This window comes from Actinopolyspora mortivallis DSM 44261 (assembly GCF_000384035.1).
Lineage (GTDB): Bacteria > Actinomycetota > Actinomycetes > Mycobacteriales > Pseudonocardiaceae > Actinopolyspora > Actinopolyspora mortivallis.
In genome coordinates, this window is the sequence record NZ_KB913024.1 from 1,752,318 (window position 1) to 1,772,779 (window position 20,462).

General features: G+C 68.8%; 18 protein-coding genes and 1 pseudogene. 14 read left to right on the forward strand and 5 right to left on the reverse strand.

The window, feature by feature from the left end:
• The first annotated feature begins 63 nt into the window (after positions 1-63).
• From pcaH to ACTMO_RS0108480, 5 genes are all read left to right on the forward strand, one after another.
• Entirely contained in the window at positions 64-819 is a 756-nt protein-coding gene (gene pcaH, locus ACTMO_RS0108460) for a protocatechuate 3,4-dioxygenase subunit beta (RefSeq protein ID WP_019854249.1), read from the forward strand.
• Between the two features lie 102 nt (positions 820-921).
• The gene (gene pcaG / locus ACTMO_RS0108465; protein WP_051099228.1) at positions 922-1,512 is read left to right on the forward strand and encodes a protocatechuate 3,4-dioxygenase subunit alpha; all 591 of its coding nucleotides are present in this window, start codon (positions 922-924) and stop codon (positions 1,510-1,512) included.
• Positions 1,484-2,872, forward strand: a complete 1,389-nt coding sequence (gene pcaB, locus ACTMO_RS0108470; RefSeq protein WP_019854251.1) for a 3-carboxy-cis,cis-muconate cycloisomerase — start codon at positions 1,484-1,486, stop codon at positions 2,870-2,872. The genes pcaG and pcaB overlap by 29 nt, the downstream gene beginning before the upstream one ends.
• Positions 2,856-4,061, forward strand: coding sequence for a bifunctional 3-oxoadipate enol-lactonase/4-carboxymuconolactone decarboxylase PcaDC (pcaDC, locus tag ACTMO_RS0108475; RefSeq protein ID WP_019854252.1), 1,206 nt, complete (start codon positions 2,856-2,858; stop codon positions 4,059-4,061). Before pcaB ends, pcaDC begins: the two co-directional genes overlap by 17 nt.
• Positions 4,062-4,073: 12 nt before the next feature.
• A complete protein-coding gene (locus tag ACTMO_RS0108480) occupies positions 4,074-4,874 on the forward strand; it encodes an IclR family transcriptional regulator (RefSeq protein ID WP_019854253.1) in 801 nt (266 codons plus the stop codon).
• Between the two features lie 66 nt (positions 4,875-4,940).
• On the opposite strand, the gene ACTMO_RS0108485 is transcribed toward ACTMO_RS0108480, so the two are convergent.
• The 3 genes from ACTMO_RS0108485 to ACTMO_RS0108495 all read right to left on the reverse strand — a co-directional run bounded on the left by ACTMO_RS0108485 (position 4,941) and on the right by ACTMO_RS0108495 (position 8,025).
• Complete coding sequence (locus tag ACTMO_RS0108485; protein ID WP_019854254.1) at positions 4,941-5,423, reverse strand: hypothetical protein; 483 nt, start codon at positions 5,421-5,423, stop codon at positions 4,941-4,943.
• Positions 5,424-5,579: 156 nt separating this feature from the next.
• Positions 5,580-7,499, reverse strand: coding sequence for an ABC transporter ATP-binding protein (locus ACTMO_RS0108490; protein ID WP_019854255.1), 1,920 nt, complete (start codon positions 7,497-7,499; stop codon positions 5,580-5,582).
• A gap of 118 nt (positions 7,500-7,617) precedes the next feature.
• Positions 7,618-8,025: a MarR family winged helix-turn-helix transcriptional regulator gene (locus ACTMO_RS0108495; protein ID WP_019854256.1), complete on the reverse strand. Its 408-nt coding sequence runs from the start codon at positions 8,023-8,025 to the stop codon at positions 7,618-7,620.
• Positions 8,026-8,215: 190 nt separating this feature from the next.
• Between ACTMO_RS0108495 and ACTMO_RS0108500 the strand changes: the two genes are divergently transcribed.
• Genes ACTMO_RS0108500 through ACTMO_RS0108515 form a run of 4 tightly spaced genes read left to right on the forward strand, consistent with a single transcriptional unit; the run spans position 8,216 to position 10,815 of the window.
• Positions 8,216-8,794 (forward strand): UbiX family flavin prenyltransferase, encoded by a 579-nt coding sequence (locus ACTMO_RS0108500; RefSeq protein WP_019854257.1) that lies wholly within the window; start codon positions 8,216-8,218, stop codon positions 8,792-8,794.
• A gap of 37 nt (positions 8,795-8,831) precedes the next feature.
• Positions 8,832-10,268, forward strand: coding sequence for a non-oxidative hydroxyarylic acid decarboxylases subunit C (locus ACTMO_RS0108505; RefSeq protein ID WP_019854258.1), 1,437 nt, complete (start codon positions 8,832-8,834; stop codon positions 10,266-10,268).
• Positions 10,265-10,552 (forward strand): non-oxidative hydroxyarylic acid decarboxylases subunit D, encoded by a 288-nt coding sequence (locus tag ACTMO_RS0108510; RefSeq protein ID WP_019854259.1) that lies wholly within the window; start codon positions 10,265-10,267, stop codon positions 10,550-10,552. The genes ACTMO_RS0108505 and ACTMO_RS0108510 overlap by 4 nt, the downstream gene beginning before the upstream one ends.
• Positions 10,549-10,815 (forward strand): hypothetical protein, encoded by a 267-nt coding sequence (locus tag ACTMO_RS0108515; protein ID WP_019854260.1) that lies wholly within the window; start codon positions 10,549-10,551, stop codon positions 10,813-10,815. Before ACTMO_RS0108510 ends, ACTMO_RS0108515 begins: the two co-directional genes overlap by 4 nt.
• Positions 10,816-10,897: 82 nt before the next feature.
• Here ACTMO_RS0108515 and ACTMO_RS0108520 read toward each other — a convergent pair whose 3' ends face one another.
• Entirely contained in the window at positions 10,898-13,264 is a 2,367-nt protein-coding gene (locus ACTMO_RS0108520; RefSeq protein ID WP_019854261.1) for a Tex family protein, read from the reverse strand.
• A gap of 205 nt (positions 13,265-13,469) precedes the next feature.
• Positions 13,470-15,296 (reverse strand): transketolase, encoded by a 1,827-nt coding sequence (locus ACTMO_RS0108525; protein WP_026449009.1) that lies wholly within the window; start codon positions 15,294-15,296, stop codon positions 13,470-13,472.
• 184 nt (positions 15,297-15,480) lie between these two features.
• On the opposite strand from ACTMO_RS0108525, the gene ACTMO_RS0108535 reads away from it, so the two are divergent.
• The 5 genes and pseudogenes from ACTMO_RS0108535 (at position 15,481) to hpnE (ending at position 20,460) form a co-directional block, all read left to right on the forward strand.
• The gene (locus ACTMO_RS0108535) at positions 15,481-16,344 is read left to right on the forward strand and encodes a mechanosensitive ion channel family protein (protein WP_019854264.1); all 864 of its coding nucleotides are present in this window, start codon (positions 15,481-15,483) and stop codon (positions 16,342-16,344) included.
• 42 nt (positions 16,345-16,386) lie between these two features.
• A complete protein-coding gene (locus ACTMO_RS21970; RefSeq protein WP_157062840.1) occupies positions 16,387-17,193 on the forward strand; it encodes a PRC-barrel domain-containing protein in 807 nt (268 codons plus the stop codon).
• A gap of 151 nt (positions 17,194-17,344) precedes the next feature.
• Positions 17,345-18,196 (forward strand): annotated as a pseudogene (gene hpnC, locus ACTMO_RS24060) (squalene synthase HpnC); the annotation flags it as partial.
• A 33-nt stretch (positions 18,197-18,229) separates the two neighbouring features.
• Positions 18,230-19,111 (forward strand): presqualene diphosphate synthase HpnD, encoded by an 882-nt coding sequence (gene hpnD / locus ACTMO_RS24065; protein ID WP_342670128.1) that lies wholly within the window; start codon positions 18,230-18,232, stop codon positions 19,109-19,111.
• Complete coding sequence (gene hpnE, locus ACTMO_RS0108550; protein WP_019854267.1) at positions 19,108-20,460, forward strand: hydroxysqualene dehydroxylase HpnE; 1,353 nt, start codon at positions 19,108-19,110, stop codon at positions 20,458-20,460. The genes hpnD and hpnE overlap by 4 nt, the downstream gene beginning before the upstream one ends.
• The last annotated feature ends 2 nt before the right edge of the window (positions 20,461-20,462 follow it).

Below are 20,462 nucleotides of genomic sequence, written 5' to 3' on the forward strand. Positions count from 1 at the left end.
GGCCTCCGGCGGTCGGCCCGCGATAGGGACCGACCGAGGCAACCTCAGACATCGGAAGTGAACATGGCCACTGACACCAACGGGAAACACACGGACGATCTCGTGCTCCCCACCTACGCGCGGGACGACACCAGTCACCCGGCGCTGCACACCCCCGAGTACCGGTCCACGGCACTGCGCAACCCCCAGCGGCCCCTGCACCTGTTGCCGCAGAACCTCACCGAGGTCACCGGTCCGTTGCTGGGGCACGAACGGGTCGGTGAGCACGACCACGACCTGACCGTCCAGCACGAGGGCGAACCCCTGGGCGAGCGGATCGTGGTCAGCGGACGGGTGCTCGACTCGGACGGGCGGCCCGTTCCGGACACGCTGGTCGAGGTGTGGCAGGCCAACGCCGCCGGGCGCTACCGTCACTCCGGCGACCGGCACCCCGCCCCGCTGGACCCGAACTTCTCCGGGGTCGGCCGCTGTATGACCGACGAGCAGGGCAGGTACCGGTTCGTCACGATCAAACCGGGGGCCTATCCGTGGCGCAACCACGACAACGCCTGGCGACCGGCCCACATCCACTTCTCCCTGTTCGGGCGTGCCTTCACACAACGGTTGATCACCCAGATGTACTTTCCGGGGGATCCGCTGTTCTTCCAGGACCCGATCTTCCAGTCGGTGCGTGACCCGAAGGCGCGCGAGAGGATGATCTGCCGGTTCGATCTGGACAGCACGATTCCGGAGTGGGCGCTGGCCTACCACTTCGACATCGTGCTGCGCGGCAGCCGGGCGACCCCGTTCGAGAACGAGGACGACGACGATGACGACTGAACCCGACCGGGCCGAGGCGGCTCCGACGGTGCCCGGTGGCGTGCCGAACCGCGGGGCACCGCGACCGGCAGACGTCGAGAACGCGAATCCGTGGAGGCGGTCATGACGAACTCCCCGCGTGCCCGGTCCCAGCCGACGCTGGGGACCACCCCGTCCCAGACGGTGGGGCCCTTCTTCGCCCTCCCGGAGGGGTTGCCGTGGCCGGACGGTCCCGAACTCGTCACGGAGGACACCCCGCACGCCTTCGTGCTGCGTGGACAGCTGGTCGACGGCGCCGGTGACCCGGTTCCGGACGGACTGATCGAGATCTGGCAGGCCGACGAGCGAGGTCGTTTCGCCCACCCGGACGACCCTCGGGGCACGACCACCTCCTTCCGGGGGTTCGGGCGGTGCGCCACCGACCAACAAGGACGGTTCTGGTTCCGCACGGTCCGCCCCGGCGGGCTTCCCACACCCCGTGGTGAGTGGGAGGCGCCGCACATCGACGTGACCGTGCTGGCCAGAGGGATGCTCAACCGTCTGGTCACCAGGATCTACTTCCCTGACGAGACACGGGCCAACGCCGCGGATCCGGTGCTCGAGGCGGTGGAGGAACGGCGGCGGAAGACGCTGCTCGCCGAACACGACGACACGGGATTCCGGTTCGACATCAGATTGCAGGGCGATGACGAGACGGTCTTCTTCGTACTCTGAACGGGCGGACGGGCTGTTCGGCCCCACCTTCGTCACGGACCGGTTCGCCGAGCGCACCGGCCTGCGGGCGTGGCTGGCGGCCATGCTCGACTTCGAGGCGGCGCTGGCGCGGGCGCAGGCCGACACCGGTGTCCTGGACCGGCAGACCGCGGAGCGGATCGCCCGGGAGTGCGTGCCGGAGGGCTTCGCCCCGGACTCGATCGCCGCACGCGCGGCCGAGTCCGCCACCCCCGTGATCCCGTTGGTCCGGGACCTGGCCGAACGGTTGCCTCCGGAGGTGGCTTCCCGGGTGCACTGGGGGGCCACGAGCCAGGACGTCGTGGACACCGCCGCGATGCTGGTGGCGCGGAGGAGTCTGGACCTGGTGCTGGAGGAGCTGCACGGGGTGGCCGACGAGTGCGCCCGGTTGGGCCGGGAGTACCGCGACACCCTGATGACGGGACGGACCCTGCTGCAACAGGCGTTGCCGACCACCTTCGGCAGGAAAGCCGCCGGTTGGCTGACCGGAGTGGTCGAGTCCGCCGAAGCGCTCGCGCGGGTGCGGCGACACCGCCTGGCCGTGCAGCTGGGAGGTCCGGTCGGTACGTTGGCCACTCTGGGAAACGAGGGGGACCGGGTGGTCTCCGCCCTGGCCGACCGTCTCGGGCTCGCCGAACCCGTGTTGCCGTGGCACACCGACCGCACGAGAGTCGGGGAACTGGCCTCCGCGCTGGGTACCGTGGCCGGAACACTCGGCAAGATCGCCGTCGACGTCGAACTGGGGGCCCAGACCGAACTGGGAGAACTCGCCGAGGGGAATCCCGGGGGATCCTCCGCGATGCCGCACAAGCGCAACCCGGTCCGCGCCGTGCGCGTGACCGCCGCCACGCGACGGGTGCCCGGTCTGGTCGCCACCCTGCTCGGCGCCATGCCGCAGGAACACGAGCGGGGGGTGGGAAGCTGGCAGTCCGAGTGGGAACCCTTCACCGACCTGCTGCGACTGACCGGCTCGGCGGCCACCCTCACCCGCGAGCTCCTGGCCGAGCTGCGGGTGGACACCACCGCGATGCGCACCAACCTGGATCTCACCGGGGGCGCCCTGCTGTCCGAGCGAGTCTCGACGGAGCTCGCTCCACATCTGGGGGCACGGCGTTCCGAGCGCCTGGTGAGCGAACTCGCGGGCAGGGCGCGGGGCAACGCGGGCGGTCTGCGTGCCGAACTGCTCGACGATCCCACGGTGCGTTCGGTGCTGTCCCAGGAGCGGGTGACCGAGCTGACCGACCCGGGGGGCTACCTGGGCTCCTCCGAGCGGTTCCTGGGACGCGCTCTGGAGGCCTACACACGTTGGAAGGAGACGACCACCGGTGATCCCGGACTATGAGCTGACCGGCCCACCCCACGCTCCGGTGCTGGTGCTGTCCAACTCCCTGGGCACGGACCGGACGATGTGGGACGCACAAGTGCCGCTGCTGAGCCGACGGTTCCGCGTGCTGCGTTACGACCAGCGTGGCCACGGCCGCACACCGGCCACCGTCGGCCCCTACGACCTGGACCTGCTCGGTGGGGACGTGGTGGACCTGCTGGACCACCTCGACATCGACAGGGCGCATTTCGCCGGGCTCTCGCTCGGCGGTATGACCGGGATGTGGCTGGCGGTCAACGTGCCGGACCGAATCGACCGGCTGGCCCTGCTGTGTACCTCCGCCGCGTTGGGACCGGCTTCCGCGTGGCGGGAACGGGCCGGGTTCGTGCGGGCCAACGGCACGGCCGCGATGGTGGAGTCCACCCTGAAGCGCTGGTTCACCGCCGAGCTGGCCGCGGACGAGGACGTCCGGGCCAAGTACGGCGCGATGATCGCCTCCTGCGACGACGAGGGTTATGCCGCCTGCTGTGAGGCCATCGCCACCATGGATCTCCAGCGGTGGCTGGGACGGATCACCGCGCCCACGCTCGTGGTGGCCGGATATGATGACCCGGCGACGCCACCCTGGCACGCCGAGGCCATCGCAGGCGCTGTGGGGGGTGCTCGGCTGGAGGTGTTGGAACACGCCGCGCACCTGGCCAGTGTCGAACGTCACGAACAGGTCGGTCGGCTGCTGTACGAGCACTTCACGGGGGACGACGAGCCTGTGTCCGCGGCGGGGACGCGTACCGACGGGGCACTGTCCGGATCCGGCGGTACGGGCAGCGGCACGGCCGTGCGCAGACAGGTGCTCGGCGACGCCCATGTGGACCGGGCTCGTGCACGCACCACGGAGTTCACCGCCCCCTTCCAGGACTTCATCACCCGTTACGCCTGGGGGGAGCTCTGGGCCTCGGAGGAGATGGACCGGCCGAGTCGCAGTTGTGTCACGCTGGCCATCCTGGCGGCCACCGGCAACCACGACGAGTTCGCCATGCACGTCCGGGCGGCACGGCGCAACGGTGTGGAGGTGACGACCATCCGTCAGGTGCTCATGCACGTGGCGGTCTACGCCGGGGTGCCCAGAGCCAACAGCGCCTTCGCGGTGGCGGACCGGATCCTGTCCGAGGAGTCCGGGCGAGGCGCTGCCCGAGAGAACGATTCATGAAGGAGTGCGGTGATGGAGCCCGAGGTCGATTCCGAGGTCGGTCCGGTGCAGTCCTTGGCGCGCGGACTGCGGGTGATCCGTGCCTTCGACGAGACACGGCCGGAGATGACCCTCAGCGAGGTCGCCCGGACCACGGGGCTCTCCCGCGCCTCCACGCGCAGGTTCCTGCACACGCTCGTCCAGCTCGGCTACGTGTGGACGGACGGTCGCCTGTTCGCGTTGACCCCCAGGGTCCTGGAGCTGGGGTTCTCCTACCTGTCGAGCCTCTCCCTGCCGGAGATAGCCCAGCCGCACCTGGAGCGGCTCGCCGCACGGGTGCACGAGTCCGTGTCCGTCTCGGTACTGGACGGTGACGAGATCGTCTACGTGGGGCGCGTCCCGACCTCGCGGATCATGACCGTGGCCATCAACATCGGCACCCGGTTTCCGGCCTATGCGACCTCGATGGGACGCGTGCTGCTGGCGGGACTCCAGGACCGGGAGCTGGAGGACTATCTGAGCAGGCTGCGCCCCGAGCCGCTGGCGCCGCACACCGTGACCAGTGTCGACGAACTGCGGCGGGAGCTGGAGCGGATCCGTTCCCAGGGGTGGGCCGTGGTCGACCAGGAGCTGGAGGCGGGGCTGCGTTCGTTGGCCGCCCCGGTCCGGGACCGCACCGAACGCGTGGTGGCGGCCGTGAACGTGTCCTCCCACGCCAGCCGGGCCACCACCGAGCAGGCGCGGGAGGAGCTGCTGCCGCCACTGCTGGAGACGGCGGCCAGGATCGAGGCCGATCTGCGGGTGGCTCCCCAGGCGGTGCGGACCGCGCGGTGAGTGGGACCGGTTCGGTGTCTCTCCGAGATGGTGCCGATCCGGGGAGCCGGTTTCAGCACGTTCGACTCATCCGGCGCTCACTGTGGTGCTGGGACCGAAATCGTGCCAGGTTCCGGTTCCCGCGTCGTAAACGGCCGTACGGAATACGACAGTGCTGTCCTCGTAGTGGTTTTTGTTGCACACTCCCCAGTTGCCTTTTCCGAGGCTGTTCACGCAGCCTCCTTGGCGGTACCAGTTTCCGTTTCGATAGTTGTCCCAGTCCGCCGCTGCCGAATGTCCGTCCGCGACGGTGTCCTTGACCCAGTACTTGTCCCCGTACGGTTCGAAACACGCTATCGCCCCCGGAATCGGCTCCGAACAGGGTATTCCGGAGGGAGGGGTGCCGGGGGAGGCCTTGTTCCACTCGTAGTCGGGGGCTGCCTGGGTGGCTCCACCTCCCTGTGGTTGTCGGAAGTCCGGACTTTCGGAGGCGGCAGCCGGCGCGGCTCCGAGCAGAGCGATCGCCATTGCCGTTCCGGAGAAGAGGCCGACCAGTTTCGGTGTGCGCACGATTACTCCAAAAAGTGGACGGATTTCGTTCCGCCGAGAGGTCTCGTTTCAGGCTTTTCCGATTTTTCCTGTTCGGTTCCGAACGAAGCAACGACGTGAGTCGATGTCACCCGAAATTCGGAGGTTTCCCGTTCTCGTGGTTTCACCCAGCTCGGATCACTCCGCCGAACCGGTCCGGCTCCCCGACGGAAGGACCCGTCCCGGGGAGTCCTGCTCCTCCTCGGCGAACTGGGTGCGGTACAGCTCGGCGTACTGTCCGCCGTGTTCCAGCAGTTCCTCGTGGGTGCCCTGTTCGAGAACACGTCCCTCCGAGATCACCAGGATCCGGTCCGCCCGGCGGATCGTGGCCAGGCGGTGGGCGATCACCAACGAGGTGCGTCCGGTCAACGCCCGGTTCAGGGCCCGCTGTACAGCGGCCTCGGACTCCGAGTCGAGGTGGGCTGTTGCCTCGTCCAGCACCACCACGGGCGGCTGTTTGAGCAACAGTCGTGCCAGGGCGATGCGCTGCTTCTCGCCTCCGGACAGCCGATAGCCCCTGTCCCCGACGACGGTGTCCAGGCCGTCGGGAAGCTCGGAGACCAGTTCCTCCAGTTGCGCGGTGCGCAGGGCGTGCAGCAGTTCCTCGTCAGTGGCCTCGGGGCGGGCGTAGGTGAGGTTCGCCCGGATCGTGTCGTGGAACAGGTGCGCTTCCTGGGTGACCACACCGACGGTGGAGTACAGCGAGGACAGCGTGACGTTCCGGACGTCGTGTCCGCCCACGCGGACGCTTCCCGAATCCACGTCGTACAGCCGTCCCGCGAGCTGGGCGATGGTGGTCTTGCCGGCTCCGGAGTGTCCGACCAGTGCGATCATCTCTCCGGGAGCGGCGCGGAAGGAGACGTCGTGCAGTACCTGGTGGGCCGGGGTGTTCTCCTGCCGGGCCACCGACTCCAGGGAGGCCAGGGAGACCTCGTCCGAGCCCGGGTAGTGGAAGGAGACGGAGTCGAATTCGAGACTGCGCGCATCCGGTGGCAGGTCGACGGCGTCCTCCCTCTCCCGGATCATCGGAGGCAGGTCCAACACCTCGAACACCCGGTGGAAGCTGACCAGGGCCGTCATCACGTCCACGTGCACGTTGGACAGCGAGGTCAGTGGACCGTAGAGCCGGGTGAGCAGTGAGGTCAGTGCCACCAGCGTGCCCAGCTGCAGGGAACCGCCGATCACCAGCACCCCACCGAGGCCGTAGGCCACGGCGGTCGCCAGGGCGGCCAGCAGGGTCAGCCCCACGAAGAAGACCCGGCTGTACATGGCCGAGAGCACACCGAGATCGCGGACGCGTGCCGCCTTGCCCGCGAAGTGCTCGGTCTCCTCGTCGGCCCTGCCGTAGAGCTTGGTCAACATGGCCCCGCCGACCCCGAAGCGTTCGGTCATCAGCGAGCTCATCTCGGCGTCCACGGCCATCTGCTCCCGGGTCACGCGCTGCAGCCTCCGACCGATCCAGCGCACCGGCAGCAGGAACAACGGCAGCAGGGCCAGTGCGATCAGCGTGATCTGCCAGGACAGGGCGAACATCGCCGCCAGCACCAGCACCAGGCTGAGCACGTTGGACACCACCGAGGACAGCGTGCTGGTCAGGGCACGCTGGGCTCCGATGACGTCGTTGTTGAGTCTGCTGGTCAGCGCGCCCGTCTGGGCGCGGACGAAGAACGCCAACGGCATCCGCCGTACGTGGTCGAACACCTCGCGGCGCAGGTCGTAGATCAGCCCCTCGCCGAGGCGGGAGGAGTACCAGCGTTGCAGCAGGGTGAGCACGGCCTCCAGCAGGGCGACCCCGGCCACGCCCACGGACAGCCAGACGACCACTCCGGTACGTCCCGGCACGACACCACGGTCGATGATCGCCTTGAACAGCAGCGGGGTGGCGACACCGAGTACCGCCGTGGCCGCGACCGTGATCAGGAAGGGAACGATCACGCCCAGATAGGGGCGGGCGTAACCGAGGATCCGTGTGGCGAGCCCGGGAGGCAGCCGTTGTTTGGTCACCGAGCTGTCCCGGGTCAGTGAGCGCAGTGTCGCCCAGCTCACCCCACCGTCCATGAGGCCACCTCCGGTTCGGGAGCAGGAGTCCGCTCGATCGTGTGAGTTGGAGTTCTCTGGAAGTCAACAGTGTGGACGAGGAGGCCCGGTGTCCTCTCCGAAAGGGGAGGGAAACCGGTCACCCTTCCGTGAGTTTTCGCAGCAGTCGACGCAGCTGCTCCCGTTCGTCCTCGTCCAGGCGGGCCAGCATGGACCCGTTCACCGACTCGGCCACGGAGTTGGCGTGGCGCAGTGTCTCCCGTCCCAGCTCGGTCAGGTGGAGCTGTCTCCGCCTGCGGTCTCCGGAGTCGACCGTGCGGGACAGCAGTCCCCGCTGTTCCAGACGGAGCAGCAGGGAGGCCAGGGTGGCCTTGTCGATGGCGGCGTGTTGGCCCACCGCGGTCTGTTCGATGCCGGGCTGCTGGTCCACCGCGCGCAGCACCGCGTACTGCGGTTTGGTCAGCTCCGGCAGGTGGGCCTGCCAGGCGGCGGTGTGTTCCTGCAGTGCACGGCGCAGCAGGTGGAATACGGCCGCGTCCAGTTCCACGGTGCTCTCTCACTGGGAGTCGGGCTTGCTCGGGGTGCCCGTGCATCTTAGAGGCCGTCGGTGCGCTCGCACGGGTACCGGTCTCCCGTCCGAGAGGGTGGGGCGTCGGGGAGGGCGGTGTGCTTCCCGGCAGCCCGAACGGTGTTAGTATGTACACGAACATTCGTATGCGAACTTTTTGGGAGCGGGAATGCGGTTGGTGGTGGGGGTCACCGGAGCCACCGGGGCACCGGTGGCCGCCGGACTGCTCGAGGAGCTGCACGGCAGGCCGGAGGTGTACACACACCTCGTGCTCAGCCGCTGGGCCAGGGCCACGGTCGAACTGGAGACGGGATACGACGTACGGGAGTTCACCGCGCTGGCCGACGAGGTGCACGCCCCCGGGAACCAGGCGGCCACGATCTCCTCGGGATCGGTGCACACCGACGGGATGGTGATCGTGCCCTGCAGCATGAAGACCCTCGCCGGTATCCGCGTCGGATACGCCGAGGGACTGATCGGGAGGGCGGCCGACGTCACGCTCAAGGAACGCCGCAGGCTCGTGCTCGTACCCCGGGAAACCCCACTCGGCGAGATCCACCTGGAGAACATGCTCGCTCTCACCCGCATGGGAGCCGTGGTCGTTCCCCCGATGCCCGCCTTCTACAACCATCCCGAGTCCGTCGAGGAGATCGTCGCCCACGTGGTCACCCGCGTACTCGACCAGTTCGGGATCCCCGCGTCCGGGGCCGGACGGTGGCGCGGTCTCGACACCAGGCCCCGCGCGTGAACCCGCTCCGTTCCTCCGTGACCAGGAGAGTGCCGCCATGTCCTATGACGACCTGCGTTCGTACCTCGCTGCCCTCGACCGCCAGGGGCAGCTGCTGCACGTCACCGAGCGGGTGGACCCGGAACCCGACCTCGGCGCGGCCGCCAACGCGGCCAACCGGCTCGGTGAGCGGGCTCCCGCCCTGTACTTCGACAACGTCACCGGTTTCGAGTCCGCTCGGATCGCGGTGAACGCCCACGGTTCGTGGGCCAACCACGCGATCGCCTTCGACCTGCCTCCCGAGACCCCCACCAGGGACCAGGTGCGGGAGTTCATCCGGCGTTGGGAGAACTTCCCGGTGGCCGTCGAACGCCGGCAGGACCCACCGTGGGCGGAGAACACCCTCGACGGGGCCGAGGTCAACCTCTTCGACGTACTCCCGCTGTTCCGCCTCAACGACGGTGACGGAGGCTTCTACCTCGACAAGGCGGCCGTCGTCTCACGGGATCCGGAGGATCCCGACAACCTCGACAGACAGAACGTGGGCACTTACCGCATGGAGGTGAAGGGCACCAACCGGCTCGGATTGCAACCGGTGCCGATGCACGACATCGCACTGCACCTCGACGCCGCCGAACGCCGCGGCGAGGACCTCCCCGTGGCGGTCGCGCTGGGCAACGACCCGGTGATCTCGGTGGTGGCCGGAACCCCGCTCGGCTACGAGCAGCCCGAGTACGAGATGGCCGGGGCGCTGCGCGGAGCACCGGCGCCGGTCTCCCGGGCACCGCGGACCGGGCTCGACGTCCCCTGGGGCAGCGAGGTTGTGCTCGAAGGCGTGATCGAGTCCCGCGAACGCGAACTCGAAGGACCGTTCGGAGAGTTCACCGGGCACTACTCGGGTGGGCGGAACATGCCCGTCCTGCGTGTGGACCGGATCTCCCACCGCACCGATCCGATCTTCGAGTCCCTGTATCTCGGTATGCCCTGGACCGAGGTCGACTACCTGATCGGGCCGGCCACCTGCGTGCCGCTGTACCAGCAGTTGCGTGCCGACTTCCCCGAGGTACGGGCCGTCAACGCCATGTACACCCACGGGCTGCTCGCCATCGTCTCCACCGGGAGACGCTACGGCGGGTTCGCGCGGGCGGTCGGGCTGCGCGCCATGACCACGCCGCACGGCCTCGGTTACTGCAAGACGGTCATCGTCGTCGACGAGGACGTGGACCCCTTCGACCTTCCCCAGGTCATGTGGGCGCTGTCCACCAAGGTCAATCCGGCCCGCGACCTGGTCAACCTGCCGAACATGTCCGTCCTAGAACTGGATCCCGGTTCGCAGCCGCCGGGGATCACCAACAAGCTCGTCATCGACGCCACCACTCCGGTGGCCCCGGACGAGCGGGGACACTACGGCCAACCGGTGACAGACCTGCCCGAGTCCGCCGCCTGGATCGACAGACTCACGACACTGCTCGCCGAACGAGGAGGAGACCGGTGAACACCACCCACGGAGGGACCGGACAGCCCGCACCGACGACGGTGTGCCCCCGGTGCGCCGCGGCGGAGTTCGACGAACTCGCCGTCTCCCCGGTGCCGGGAGTGTGGCGGGTGCTGCGCTGTGACCGGTGCCTGTACAGCTGGCGCACCACCGAACCCGCCCGTCGGAGCAGCCGCGCTGCCTACCCGGAGCGGTTCCGGATGAGCCGCAGGGACATCGACGAGGCACCCCACCTGCCCCCGGTCCCCGACATACGGGAGGACACGCCGGGAGGAGACCGATGAGCGAGACCCTCATGTGGGAGGCCAGGGCCGCGGTGGGCAGGCAGGAGGAGCTGCTCGACTGGGTCGGAGGAGTTCTGGAGGGGATGCGGGACAACGCCGCATGTCGCTGTGCGGGACTGTACCGCGGCGGCGACCACCGCGTGGTGGTGCTCGTGGAGGCCGACGGTCTCCCGCCGGAACTGCCCCCTCCTCCCGAGGAACTGCTGTCCCGTCCGGCCCGACAGTGGACGTTCCGACGAGTCCGCCGCCACGTCTTCCGGTGACACGGCCACGTGGCCGCGACGGGCACGGGTGTCGCCGCGGAGACCGGAGGGCTTCGCGGCGACACCGCTGCCGGGAGAGGGGTCAGTCGGTCCCGTACCCCGCCTGCCGCAGAGCCGCGGCCAGACTTCCCTCCGCGTTGTCGCCGCGGTTCCCGCCGCGCCGTGGGCGACCGGATCCCTTCGATCCCCCTCCGCCGGAGGAGCCCCCGCGCTTGGAGCGGGCCCCGCCGCTGGCCTCCTCCGCCCTCGTGCCCGGGGACTGCTCACCCGAGGGGGAGACCTCGTCCTCCAGCCGCAGGGTCAACGAGATGCGCTTGCGTTCCACCTCCACGTCCCGGACCTTGACGCGGACCACCTCGCCGGGTTTGACGACCTCACGGGGGTCCTTGACGAAGGACTTCGACATCGCCGAGACGTGCACCAGCCCGTCCTGGTGCACCCCCACGTCCACGAAGGCCCCGAAAGCGGCCACGTTGGTGACCACACCCTCCACCACCATTCCCGGCCGCAGGTCCTCCAGCGAGTGCACGTCCTCGGCGAAACGCGCGGTGCGGAACTCCGGACGCGGGTCACGGCCCGGTTTCTCCAGTTCGGAGAGAATGTCGGTGACCGTCGGTACACCGAAGGACTCGTCGGCGAAGTCCTCGGGGCGCAGTCCGCGCAACAGTTCGGTGTTGCCGATGAGCTCCGTCACCGAGCCGCCCGCCGACTCGGCGATGCGGTGCACCACGGGGTAGCTCTCCGGGTGGACACTGGAGGCGTCCAGCGGATTCTCCCCCTGGGTGACCCGCAGGAATCCCGCGCACTGTTCGAACGCCTTCGGCCCCAGGCGGGACACCTCCCTGAGGGTCTGCCTGGACCGGAAGGGGCCGTGTGTGTCCCGGTGGTCGACGATGTTCTCCGCGAGCCCGGTGCTGATGCCGGAAACCCTGCTGAGCAGGGGGGCCGACGCTGTGTTCACGTCCACCCCCACCGCGTTGACGCAGTCCTCGACCACCGCGTCCAGGGAGTGTGAGAGCTTCGACTCGGACACGTCGTGCTGGTACTGGCCGACCCCGATCGACTTCGGGTCGATCTTCACCAGTTCGGCGAGCGGATCCTGTAGTCGGCGGGCGATGGAGACGGCTCCGCGCAACGACACGTCCACATCGGGCAGTTCCCTGGAGGCGTAGGCCGAGGCGGAGTAGACCGAGGCCCCGGACTCGGAGACCGAAACCCGGGTCAGGTTCCGGTGGGAACGGGTCACCTGGGCCGCGAGGTCGTCGGTTTCCCGGGAGGCCGTGCCGTTGCCGACCGCGATGAGCCGGACGTCGTGCCGCTCGACCAGCCGTTCCAACGTGGCCACCGCCTCGTCCCACCGCCGTCGGGGCTCGTGCGGATGGATCGTGGCGGTCTCCACGAGCTTGCCGGTGCCGTCCACCACGGCCACCTTCACTCCCGCGCGGTAACCGGGATCCAGCCCGATCGTGGGGAGGGGGCCGGCGGGGGCGGCCAACAGCAGGTCGCGCAGATTGCTCGCGAAGACCCGCACGGCCTCGTCCTCGGCGTGTTGGCGCAGTCTGCCGCGCAGGTCGATGTCGATGTGCACCATGATCCGGGTGCGCCAAGCCCAGCGCACCGTCTCACGCAGCCACGCGTCCGCGGGACGGCCCTCGTCACGGATGCCGAAGCGCGCCGCGATGGTGTTCTCGTACTCGCCCGGTCCCCGGTCCGGATCGTGCTCGGGCTCCGGGTCGAGGGACAGGTCGAGGACCCCCTCCTTCTCTCCGCGGAACAGGGCGAGCACACGGTGGGAGGGAAGTGTGTCCAGCGTTTCGGTGAAGTCGAAGTAGTCCGCGAACTTGGAACTGCCGGTCTCGGCTCCCTCCCGTGCCGTCGAGGTGATCCGTCCGCGACGCCATGCGGTCTCGCGCAGCTGCCCGATCAGGTCCCCGTCCTCGGAGAACCGCTCCACGAGGATCGAACGGGCCCCGGTCAGCGCCGCCGCGGCGTCGGCGATCCCGTTGTCGGCGTCCACATACTTCTCGGCCAGCACGTGCGGATCCTGGTGTGGGTCCGTCAGCAGCGTCTCGGCCAGCGGTTCCAGCCCGGCTTCCCGGGCTGTCTGTGCCTTGGTGCGCCGTTTGGGCCGGTAGGGCAGGTACAGGTCCTCCAGCCGCGCCTTGGTGTCCGCGGCCGAGATCCTGGCGTGCAGTTCGTCGTCCAGTTTGCCCTGTTTGCGGATCTCTTCGAGGATCGTGGTGCGCCGCTGTTCCAGCTCCCGCAGATAACGCAGTCGTTGTTCGAGAGTACGCAGTTGTGTGTCGTCCAGTGCCCCGGTCGCTTCCTTGCGGTACCGGGCGACGAACGGGACGGTCGCACCGTCGTCCAGCAACCGAACAGCGGCTGTCACCTGTTCCGCGCCCACACCGAGTTCCTCGGCGATCCTGTGGTCAATCGACGTCGTCACGATCCTGTTCAGCCTTTCGACCGGCCTGGTTTACCCTCCGAAAGTGAGGGCGTTCTCCGCACCATTGTCGCCGGTTCTCCGGGCTGAGGCGATCTCGGAGTGGCACGGACGGGGGAAACTGTTTCACCTGGGCGGAGGATCCCCGCGGAAGCCGCACGCAACCGGGATCCGACCTCCGCCCGGGCAGGTGTACCCGTCGAGGCCCTCATCCCAGGAGGGAACGAGCCGCCGTCACGATCGCGCCGGCGTCGATGCCGGCCTGTTCGAGCAGTTCCTCCGGTTTCCCCGAGCCGGGCATGCGGGAGACGGCGAGTTTGCGCACCGCCGTGCTCGCCCCGGTCTCGGCCAGCGCGGCGAGGACGGCGTCGCCGAGTCCACCCTCGGGCCAGTGGTCCTCGACGGTGACCAGACCGACTGTTTCCCGGGCCGCCGTGTGCAGCGTCGCGGAGTCGACGGGTTTGACCGAGTAGAGGTCGATGACCCGTGCCCGGATGCCCTCCGCGGCCAGGCGGTCCGCGGCCTCCAGCGACTCGTGCAGGGTCACTCCGGCACCGACGAGCGTCACGTGGTCCCCGTCGCGGACCGTTTTGGAGCCGCCCACGGGGAACTGTTCCTCGGGCCCGTAGATCACCGGGGAGGCTCCCCGACTGGCGCGCAGGTAGCTGATGCCGCTCAGGTCGGCCATCGGCTCCAACAGCCGCGCGGTCTGGTTGGCGTCGCACGGGTACAGCACCGTGCTGCCGTGCACCGCGCGCAGGGCGGCCAGGTCCTCCAACGCCATCTGGGAGGGGCCGTCCTCGCCGATGGCGACTCCGGCGTGGGACCCCATCAGACACAGGTCGGCCCTGCTGACGGCAGCCATCCGGATGAAGTCGTAGGCCCGGGTGAGGAAGGCGGCGAAGGTGGAGGCGAACGGTCGCCACCCGCGCACCTGCATCCCCACCGCCGTCGCCAGCATCTGCTGCTCGGCGATGTACATCTCGAAGTACCGTTCCGGATGCCCCTCGCGGAACTGTTCCGAGTGGGTGGAGTTGGAGACCTCGCCGTCCAACGCGACGATGTCCCCCCGACGGGATCCGAGGGCGCGCAGTGCCTGCCCGTAAGCTTTCCGGGTGGCCACCGAACTCCCCGTTTCGAAGACGGGAAGCTGCCCGCCGGGGACCTCGAACGTACGGGCGCGGACGGCGCTGTCCGGAGCGGAGACCGTGACACCGAGATCGCGGTTGCCGCCGAGTTCGGAGATGGCGGCCTGCTCGTCGGCGACCGGTTTGCCGTGTTTGCCGGTGAGGTTCTCGACCTCGCTCACTCCCTTGCCCTTGACGGTCCGTGCGACGACGGCCGTGGGTCTGCCCAGGGTGTTCTCCGCCTCGGTGAGGGCCTCCTCGACGCGGTCGGGATCGTGGCCGTCCACTTCCACGGTGTGCCAGCCGATGGCGCGTGCCCGGTCGGAGTAGGCGCTCAGGTTCCACCCGTGCATGGTTTCGCCGGTCTGGCCGAGACGGTTGACGTCGATGAGCGCGACCACGTTGTCCAGACCGTAGTACGCCGCGTGTTCGAAGGCCTCCCAGATCGAGCCCTCGGCCATCTCGCTGTCGCCGCAGAGCACCCAGACCCTGCCGGGCAACTCGTCCAGTCGGCTGAGTGTCAGTCCCAGCCCGACCCCGATGGGAAGCCCCTGGCCGAGTGAGCCGGTGGCGACGTCCACCCAGGGGAGCACCGGGGTGGGGTGGCCTTCCATTCTGCTGCCGAACTCACGGAAGGTCATCAGTTCCGCGTCGTCGATCGCACCCGCGGCCTTGAGGCAGGAGTACAGCAGTGGGGAGGCGTGTCCCTTGGAAAAGATCAGGTGGTCATTGCCCGGATGGTCCGGACGGGTGACATCCATCCGCAGGTGCCCGTCCAGCAGTACCGCCATCAACTCGGCGGCCGACATCGACGAGGTGGGGTGTCCGGAGCCCGCCGCGGAGGAGCTCCTGATCGAGTCCACTCGCAGTTGTTGGGCCAGTTCTCGTCTGAATTCCGCTCGTTCCACGCCGTCGGGGTTCCCACGCGCGGCGGAGGACAAACCCGTGCCGCTCCACGCCCGCAAGTGGTTCCGGACGCTGGGCGGTTCCACCCGGAAGGACTCGCCCGAAAGTGTGAAGTACTTGCGTTTGCACGCCCGGTGACCGGGAGTTCCAATCGGGCCACACGACGCCGGCAGTAGGAGGCGCACCATGGACATGGTCCTCGCGCAAGGTACCGGGTTCAACGTGTTGAACAGCCTGCAGAGCGGATTCACACAACTGGTCAGCTACCTGCCGCAGTTGATCGGTGCGCTACTGGTGCTGGTGATCGGTTATCTGGTCGCCAGGATACTGCGGGCTGTGATCACCCGGGGCCTGCGCCGACTGCATCTGGACGACCGGATGGCCCGTTCGGGGCAGGGAGCTCGCTATGTGGAGCGACTCAGCCCGCGGGGAAGCCCGTCGAGACTGGTCGGCACGGTGGCTTTCGCTGTGATCATGCTGTTCGTGCTGTCCTCGGCGATCGGCACGCTCGGCATTCCCGCGTTGACCGGTTTCATGAACGTGGTCCTGGGATACCTGCCTCGCGTGCTGGCCGCGCTGGCCATCTTCCTGCTCGCCGCCGCCGTGGCAGGGGCGGTGGGAACGTTGGTCGAACGCACCATGGGGGACAGTCCGGCCGGACGCATGGCGCGGACGGCGGCTCCCACCATGGTCATGGCCATCGGCGTGTTCATGATTCTCACGCAGCTGCGGATCGCCCCCGTGATCGTCACCGTGACCTACATAGCCCTGGTGGGAGCGATCGCTCTCGGCTCCGCCATCGCTTTCGGACTCGGTGGGCGGGAAGCGGCCGCCGACATGATCAATTCCAGCTACCGCCGCACCGTTCCCGAAGGAGCGCGTTCCGGAAGTGCCGGTGACAGCACCGAGACGGGAGAGCGGGAACAGAGCTGGACCATGCGCGGTGCGGGCGGTACTCCCGAACCGCAGGGAGCGCCCGAGTCCGAACAGCGGGGATCGACGGCGGGCGGAGGCTCCGGCGAGGGCGGCAGTTCCTACCGGGCGACGTAGAAGTTTCCTCAGCAATGCCCCTCAGTCGTGGAGGTGGTGGGTGTGTCCACGCTTCCCCAGGGCCCCGAGGAATCCCGGGGGCCGGAGCACAGTGACCTTTCCGGGAAACCCGTGGTCGACAGGAACGGTTCGAAACTGGGCACGCTGGAGCACGTCTACCTGGCCCCGGATTCGGGCTCGCCGACCTGGGGCGTGGTGCGGGCGGGCAGGAAGCACCGCTTCGTTCCCCTGTACGACGCCCGTTCCGGTACACGCACGGTGCGGGTGGACGCGAGCAAACAACAGGTCAGAACGGCTCCCAACGCTTCGGCGGACCAGGAGCTGAACCCGGAGTTCGAGGGTCGGTTGGTCGAACACTACACGGGAGAGGCCAACACGGCACGCGCCTCGGTGGTCTCGATGCGTCGTAGCCGGGGTGTGATGAGCGGGCTGGTTCTGGTGCTGTTGGGCGTCTGGACCGGACTCGTCCCCTTCGTGGGGCCCTACTTCGGTTACGGCTTCGGCGGCGGCCAGCCGTGGGTGTTCACGGTCGACCGGTTGTGGTTGTGCGTGCTGCCCGCAGCGGCGATCCTGGTGGGCGGTCTGGTCATGATTCCCGCGAGCAACCGTTTCCTGGCCGGAACGGGAGGAGTGCTGGCCCTGGCCGGAGGCGTGTGGTTGCTGGTCGGCCCGAGTCTGAGTCGCCTGTGGGGCACCGAGGGGGTGGCGACCCCGATCGGTTCGCCGCTGGGATCACCCGACATGTGGGTGTGGGCCCAACTCGGTTTCTTCTTCGCCAGCGGTGCCCTGGCCACCATCCTGGCCTCCGTGGCACTGGGGCGGATGAGCGTGCGTTCGGTCCGGGACTGAGTCCGTCCTCCGTCGTGAAGGGGAGTTCGGGTCCGGCACGCACCGCAACTCACCCGATCGGAGGAGGTCAACAGCCCTGCGCCGTGTCCATCAGCGATCTACGCTGTCGCCAATGGACTCCCTCAACAACTGTGCGGGGTAGGAGGTGGACATGGCTGCGATACCGGACCGTGCCCGCCCCGCTCGGCAACCTGCACGATCGTTCGAGGTGGTGCTGCCCGGTCAGCTCCCCGAGACGGGTGACGTGTTGGCACTGGCCCAGTCAGAGAACTTCACGGTCGCCGCTCGGGTGTTGCCGTACCGGATCAGACAGCATCTGATGGCCGTCTACGGATTCGCCCGCCTCGTCGACTACGCGGGAGACGAAGCCTGCGGCCCCAGGGAGAGGCTGCTCGATCTGCTGGAATCCGATCTGGCCCGCGTCTACGACGGAACCCCGCGTATTCCGTTGATGAGGGCTTTCGCGCCCACCGTGCACGAGTGCGGGATTCCACGCGAGGTTCCGGCGCGGTTGATCATCGCCAACCGGCGGGACCAGCACGTCCGTCGCTACGAGACGTTCGGGGACCTGCTGGACTACTGCGCCTACGCGGCCAATCCGGTGGGAGAGCTCGTGCTCCACGTCTTCGGCCGGGCCGATCCCGAGCTGACCGTGCTCTCCGACCGGATCTGTTCGGCGCTGCAGATACTCGAACACTCCCAGGACGTGGCTGAGGACTATCGCAGGGGCCGGATCTACCTCCCCTCCGAGGACCTGCGGGACTTCGGGTGCGACGAATCCGAGTTCGCCGGCAGCACCGCCTCCAACGAATTACGCGCCCTCGTCTGGTTCGAGGTGGACCGGGCCGTGTCGATGCTGCGTGCCGGGCAGCCGCTGGTGGCCCGGCTGTCCGGCCTGTCGCGGCTGGCGGTGGCGGGATACGTCGCGGGTGGGCTGGCCACGGCCCGCGCCTTCCGACCGGCCGGTTACGACCCGCTGGCGGTCGGTGTCCGACCGCGCCGCGCACGGATACTCGGCGAGTGGGTCCGGCTCTCCCTGGCCCCGGCACGGGGGAGGGACGACCGGACGCGACGGGCCTACGAGTACTGCGAACGGATCACCCGGCAGCAGGCCCGCAACTTCTCCTACGGGATCAGGCTGCTTCCCCCGACCAAGCGCCGAGCCCTGTCCGCCGTGTACGCCTTCGCGCGTCTGGTGGACGACATCGGGGACGGAACAGCCTCCACCGAGGACAAACTGGTGAGACTGCAACGGGCCAGGGACTCGTTGCGCAACGTCCACCAGGACGCCAAGGACCCGGTGCTGGTGGCGTTGGCCGACGCTCGGCGGAGACTGCCCGTTCCCCTGGAGGCCTTCCACGAACTCATCGACGGCTGTGAGGCCGACGTCCGGGGGAACAGTTACGAGACCTTCGAGGAACTCGTGCACTACTGCCGATGCGTGGCCGGCTCCATCGGGCGACTGTCCCTGGGGGTGTTCGGCCAGCGGGTCACCGGAGTGGCCGCGGAACGCGCCGACGCCCTCGGAGTGGCGTTGCAACTGACGAACATCCTGCGTGACCTGTTGGAGGACCGCCGTTCCGGGCGGATCTATCTCCCCAGGCAGGATCTGCGCCGTTTCGGAGTGCGACTGGACCTGGACCGACGGGGAGGGTTCACCGACGAGGAGTCGAGAATCGCCGAACTGGTGCGTTTCCAGGGACAACGAGCCGAACGTTGGTATGCCGAAGGACTGCGTTTGCTGCCCATGCTGGACCATCGAAGCCGCGCCTGTTGTGCGGCCATGGCCGGGATCTACCACGAGCTGCTCCGCCGCATCACGGAGGATCCCGGCCTCGTGACGCGGGCGAGGACGAGCCTGCCCGGTTGGCAGAAAGCGGTCGTGGCCGCGCGTTCCCTGGCCGGGATGACCTCATGAGCCCGGGACGAGTCGTGGTAGTCGGCGGAGGACTCGCCGGCATCGCCGCCGCTTTCGGATGTCGGGAGGCGGGGCACGAGGTCACCCTGCTGGAGACGCGTTCCAGACTGGGCGGAGCCACCTACTCCTTCCGCCGGGGTGAGCTGACCGTCGACACCGGACAGCACGTCTTCCTGCGCTGCTACTCCGAGTACACGGAGCTGCTACGTCGCCTGGGAACCGCGGACAGGGTACGGATCCAGCCACGACTGCGGGTGCCGGTGGTCACCCCACGGGCGCGGTGGACGTTGCGGCGCAACGGACTGCCCGCCCCGGCACACCTGATGCCCGCCCTGTTCGGACACCGCGCCCTCTCCCCCCGGGAACGGATCGCCGCGGCCCGTACCGCGTTGGCCCTGCGCACGCTGGACCCGAACGATCCGGAGCTGGACAGCACGGACTTCGCCTCCTGGCTGCGCTCCCGGGGTGAGCCTCGGGCGGCGGTGACGGGACTGTGGGAACTGTTCTGCACCGCCGCGCTCAACGCCCGTCCCGAGCACGCCTCGCTGGCCTCGGCGGTGAAAGTGTTCCGCACCGGGATGCTGGACACCACCACCGGTGGTGACATCGGAATCATCGAACGCCCCCTCGGCGAGGTACACGGCGACGCCGCCCACACCGCCCTGTGCGCGGCGGGAGTGACGGTGTTGCCGCGGAACAAGGTCTCCGGGATACACGGGGAGTTCGGGGACTACCGCGTCCGGGCGAGTGAGGGGGGACGCGACCACGAGATCGCGGCGGACGCCGTGGTACTGGCCGTGCCCAACATCGCCGCCGCGAAACTGCTGCGCGACTCGCAACGGTACGAGCACGGGGGGCAGGCGCTGGAACGTGCCCCGATCGTCAACATCCATGTCCACGTGGAGGATCCGGTCACGGATCTGCCCATGGCGGCCGCACTCGACTCCCCGGTGCAATGGTTGTTCGACCGCACGGCGGCGGCGGGGGCGGACCGGGGACAGTACCTGGTGGTGTCGCTGTCGGCGGCCCAGGAGCTGATCGAGGCTCCCTCGGCGCGGTTGCGTGCCGAGTACCTGCCCGCCCTGGAAAACCTGTTCCCGGCGATCCGCCGCAGCCGGGTACTGGACTTCTTCGTCACCCGCGAGCCCGCTGCCACGTTTCTGCCCGCGCCGGGAACCCGTCGACTACGCCCTCCGGCCGAGACGGAGTATCCCGGTCTGGTGCTGGCCGGAGCCTGGACCGACACCGGATGGCCGGACACCCTCGAAGGCGCGGTGCGGAGCGGAAACGCGGCGGCACGGACCGTAGTTCGAGCGATGGACAGCCTGCCCAGTGCGGCGTGGAGGTGACG

Coding starts and splice junctions, on each gene's coding strand:
- ACTMO_RS0108505 (WP_019854258.1), top strand. CDS start 8,832: ATGTCCTATGACGACCTGCGTTCGTACCTCGCTGCCCTCGACCGCCAG.
- ACTMO_RS0108535 (WP_019854264.1), top strand. CDS start 15,481: ATGGACATGGTCCTCGCGCAAGGTACCGGGTTCAACGTGTTGAACAGC.
- ACTMO_RS0108480 (WP_019854253.1), top strand. CDS start 4,074: ATGGAGCCCGAGGTCGATTCCGAGGTCGGTCCGGTGCAGTCCTTGGCG.
- pcaB (WP_019854251.1), top strand. CDS start 1,484: ATGACGAGACGGTCTTCTTCGTACTCTGAACGGGCGGACGGGCTGTTC.
- ACTMO_RS0108490 (WP_019854255.1), bottom strand. CDS start 7,499: ATGGACGGTGGGGTGAGCTGGGCGACACTGCGCTCACTGACCCGGGAC.
- ACTMO_RS0108500 (WP_019854257.1), top strand. CDS start 8,216: ATGCGGTTGGTGGTGGGGGTCACCGGAGCCACCGGGGCACCGGTGGCC.
- pcaG (WP_051099228.1), top strand. CDS start 922: ATGACGAACTCCCCGCGTGCCCGGTCCCAGCCGACGCTGGGGACCACC.
- hpnE (WP_019854267.1), top strand. CDS start 19,108: ATGAGCCCGGGACGAGTCGTGGTAGTCGGCGGAGGACTCGCCGGCATC.
- ACTMO_RS0108515 (WP_019854260.1), top strand. CDS start 10,549: ATGAGCGAGACCCTCATGTGGGAGGCCAGGGCCGCGGTGGGCAGGCAG.
- pcaH (WP_019854249.1), top strand. CDS start 64: ATGGCCACTGACACCAACGGGAAACACACGGACGATCTCGTGCTCCCC.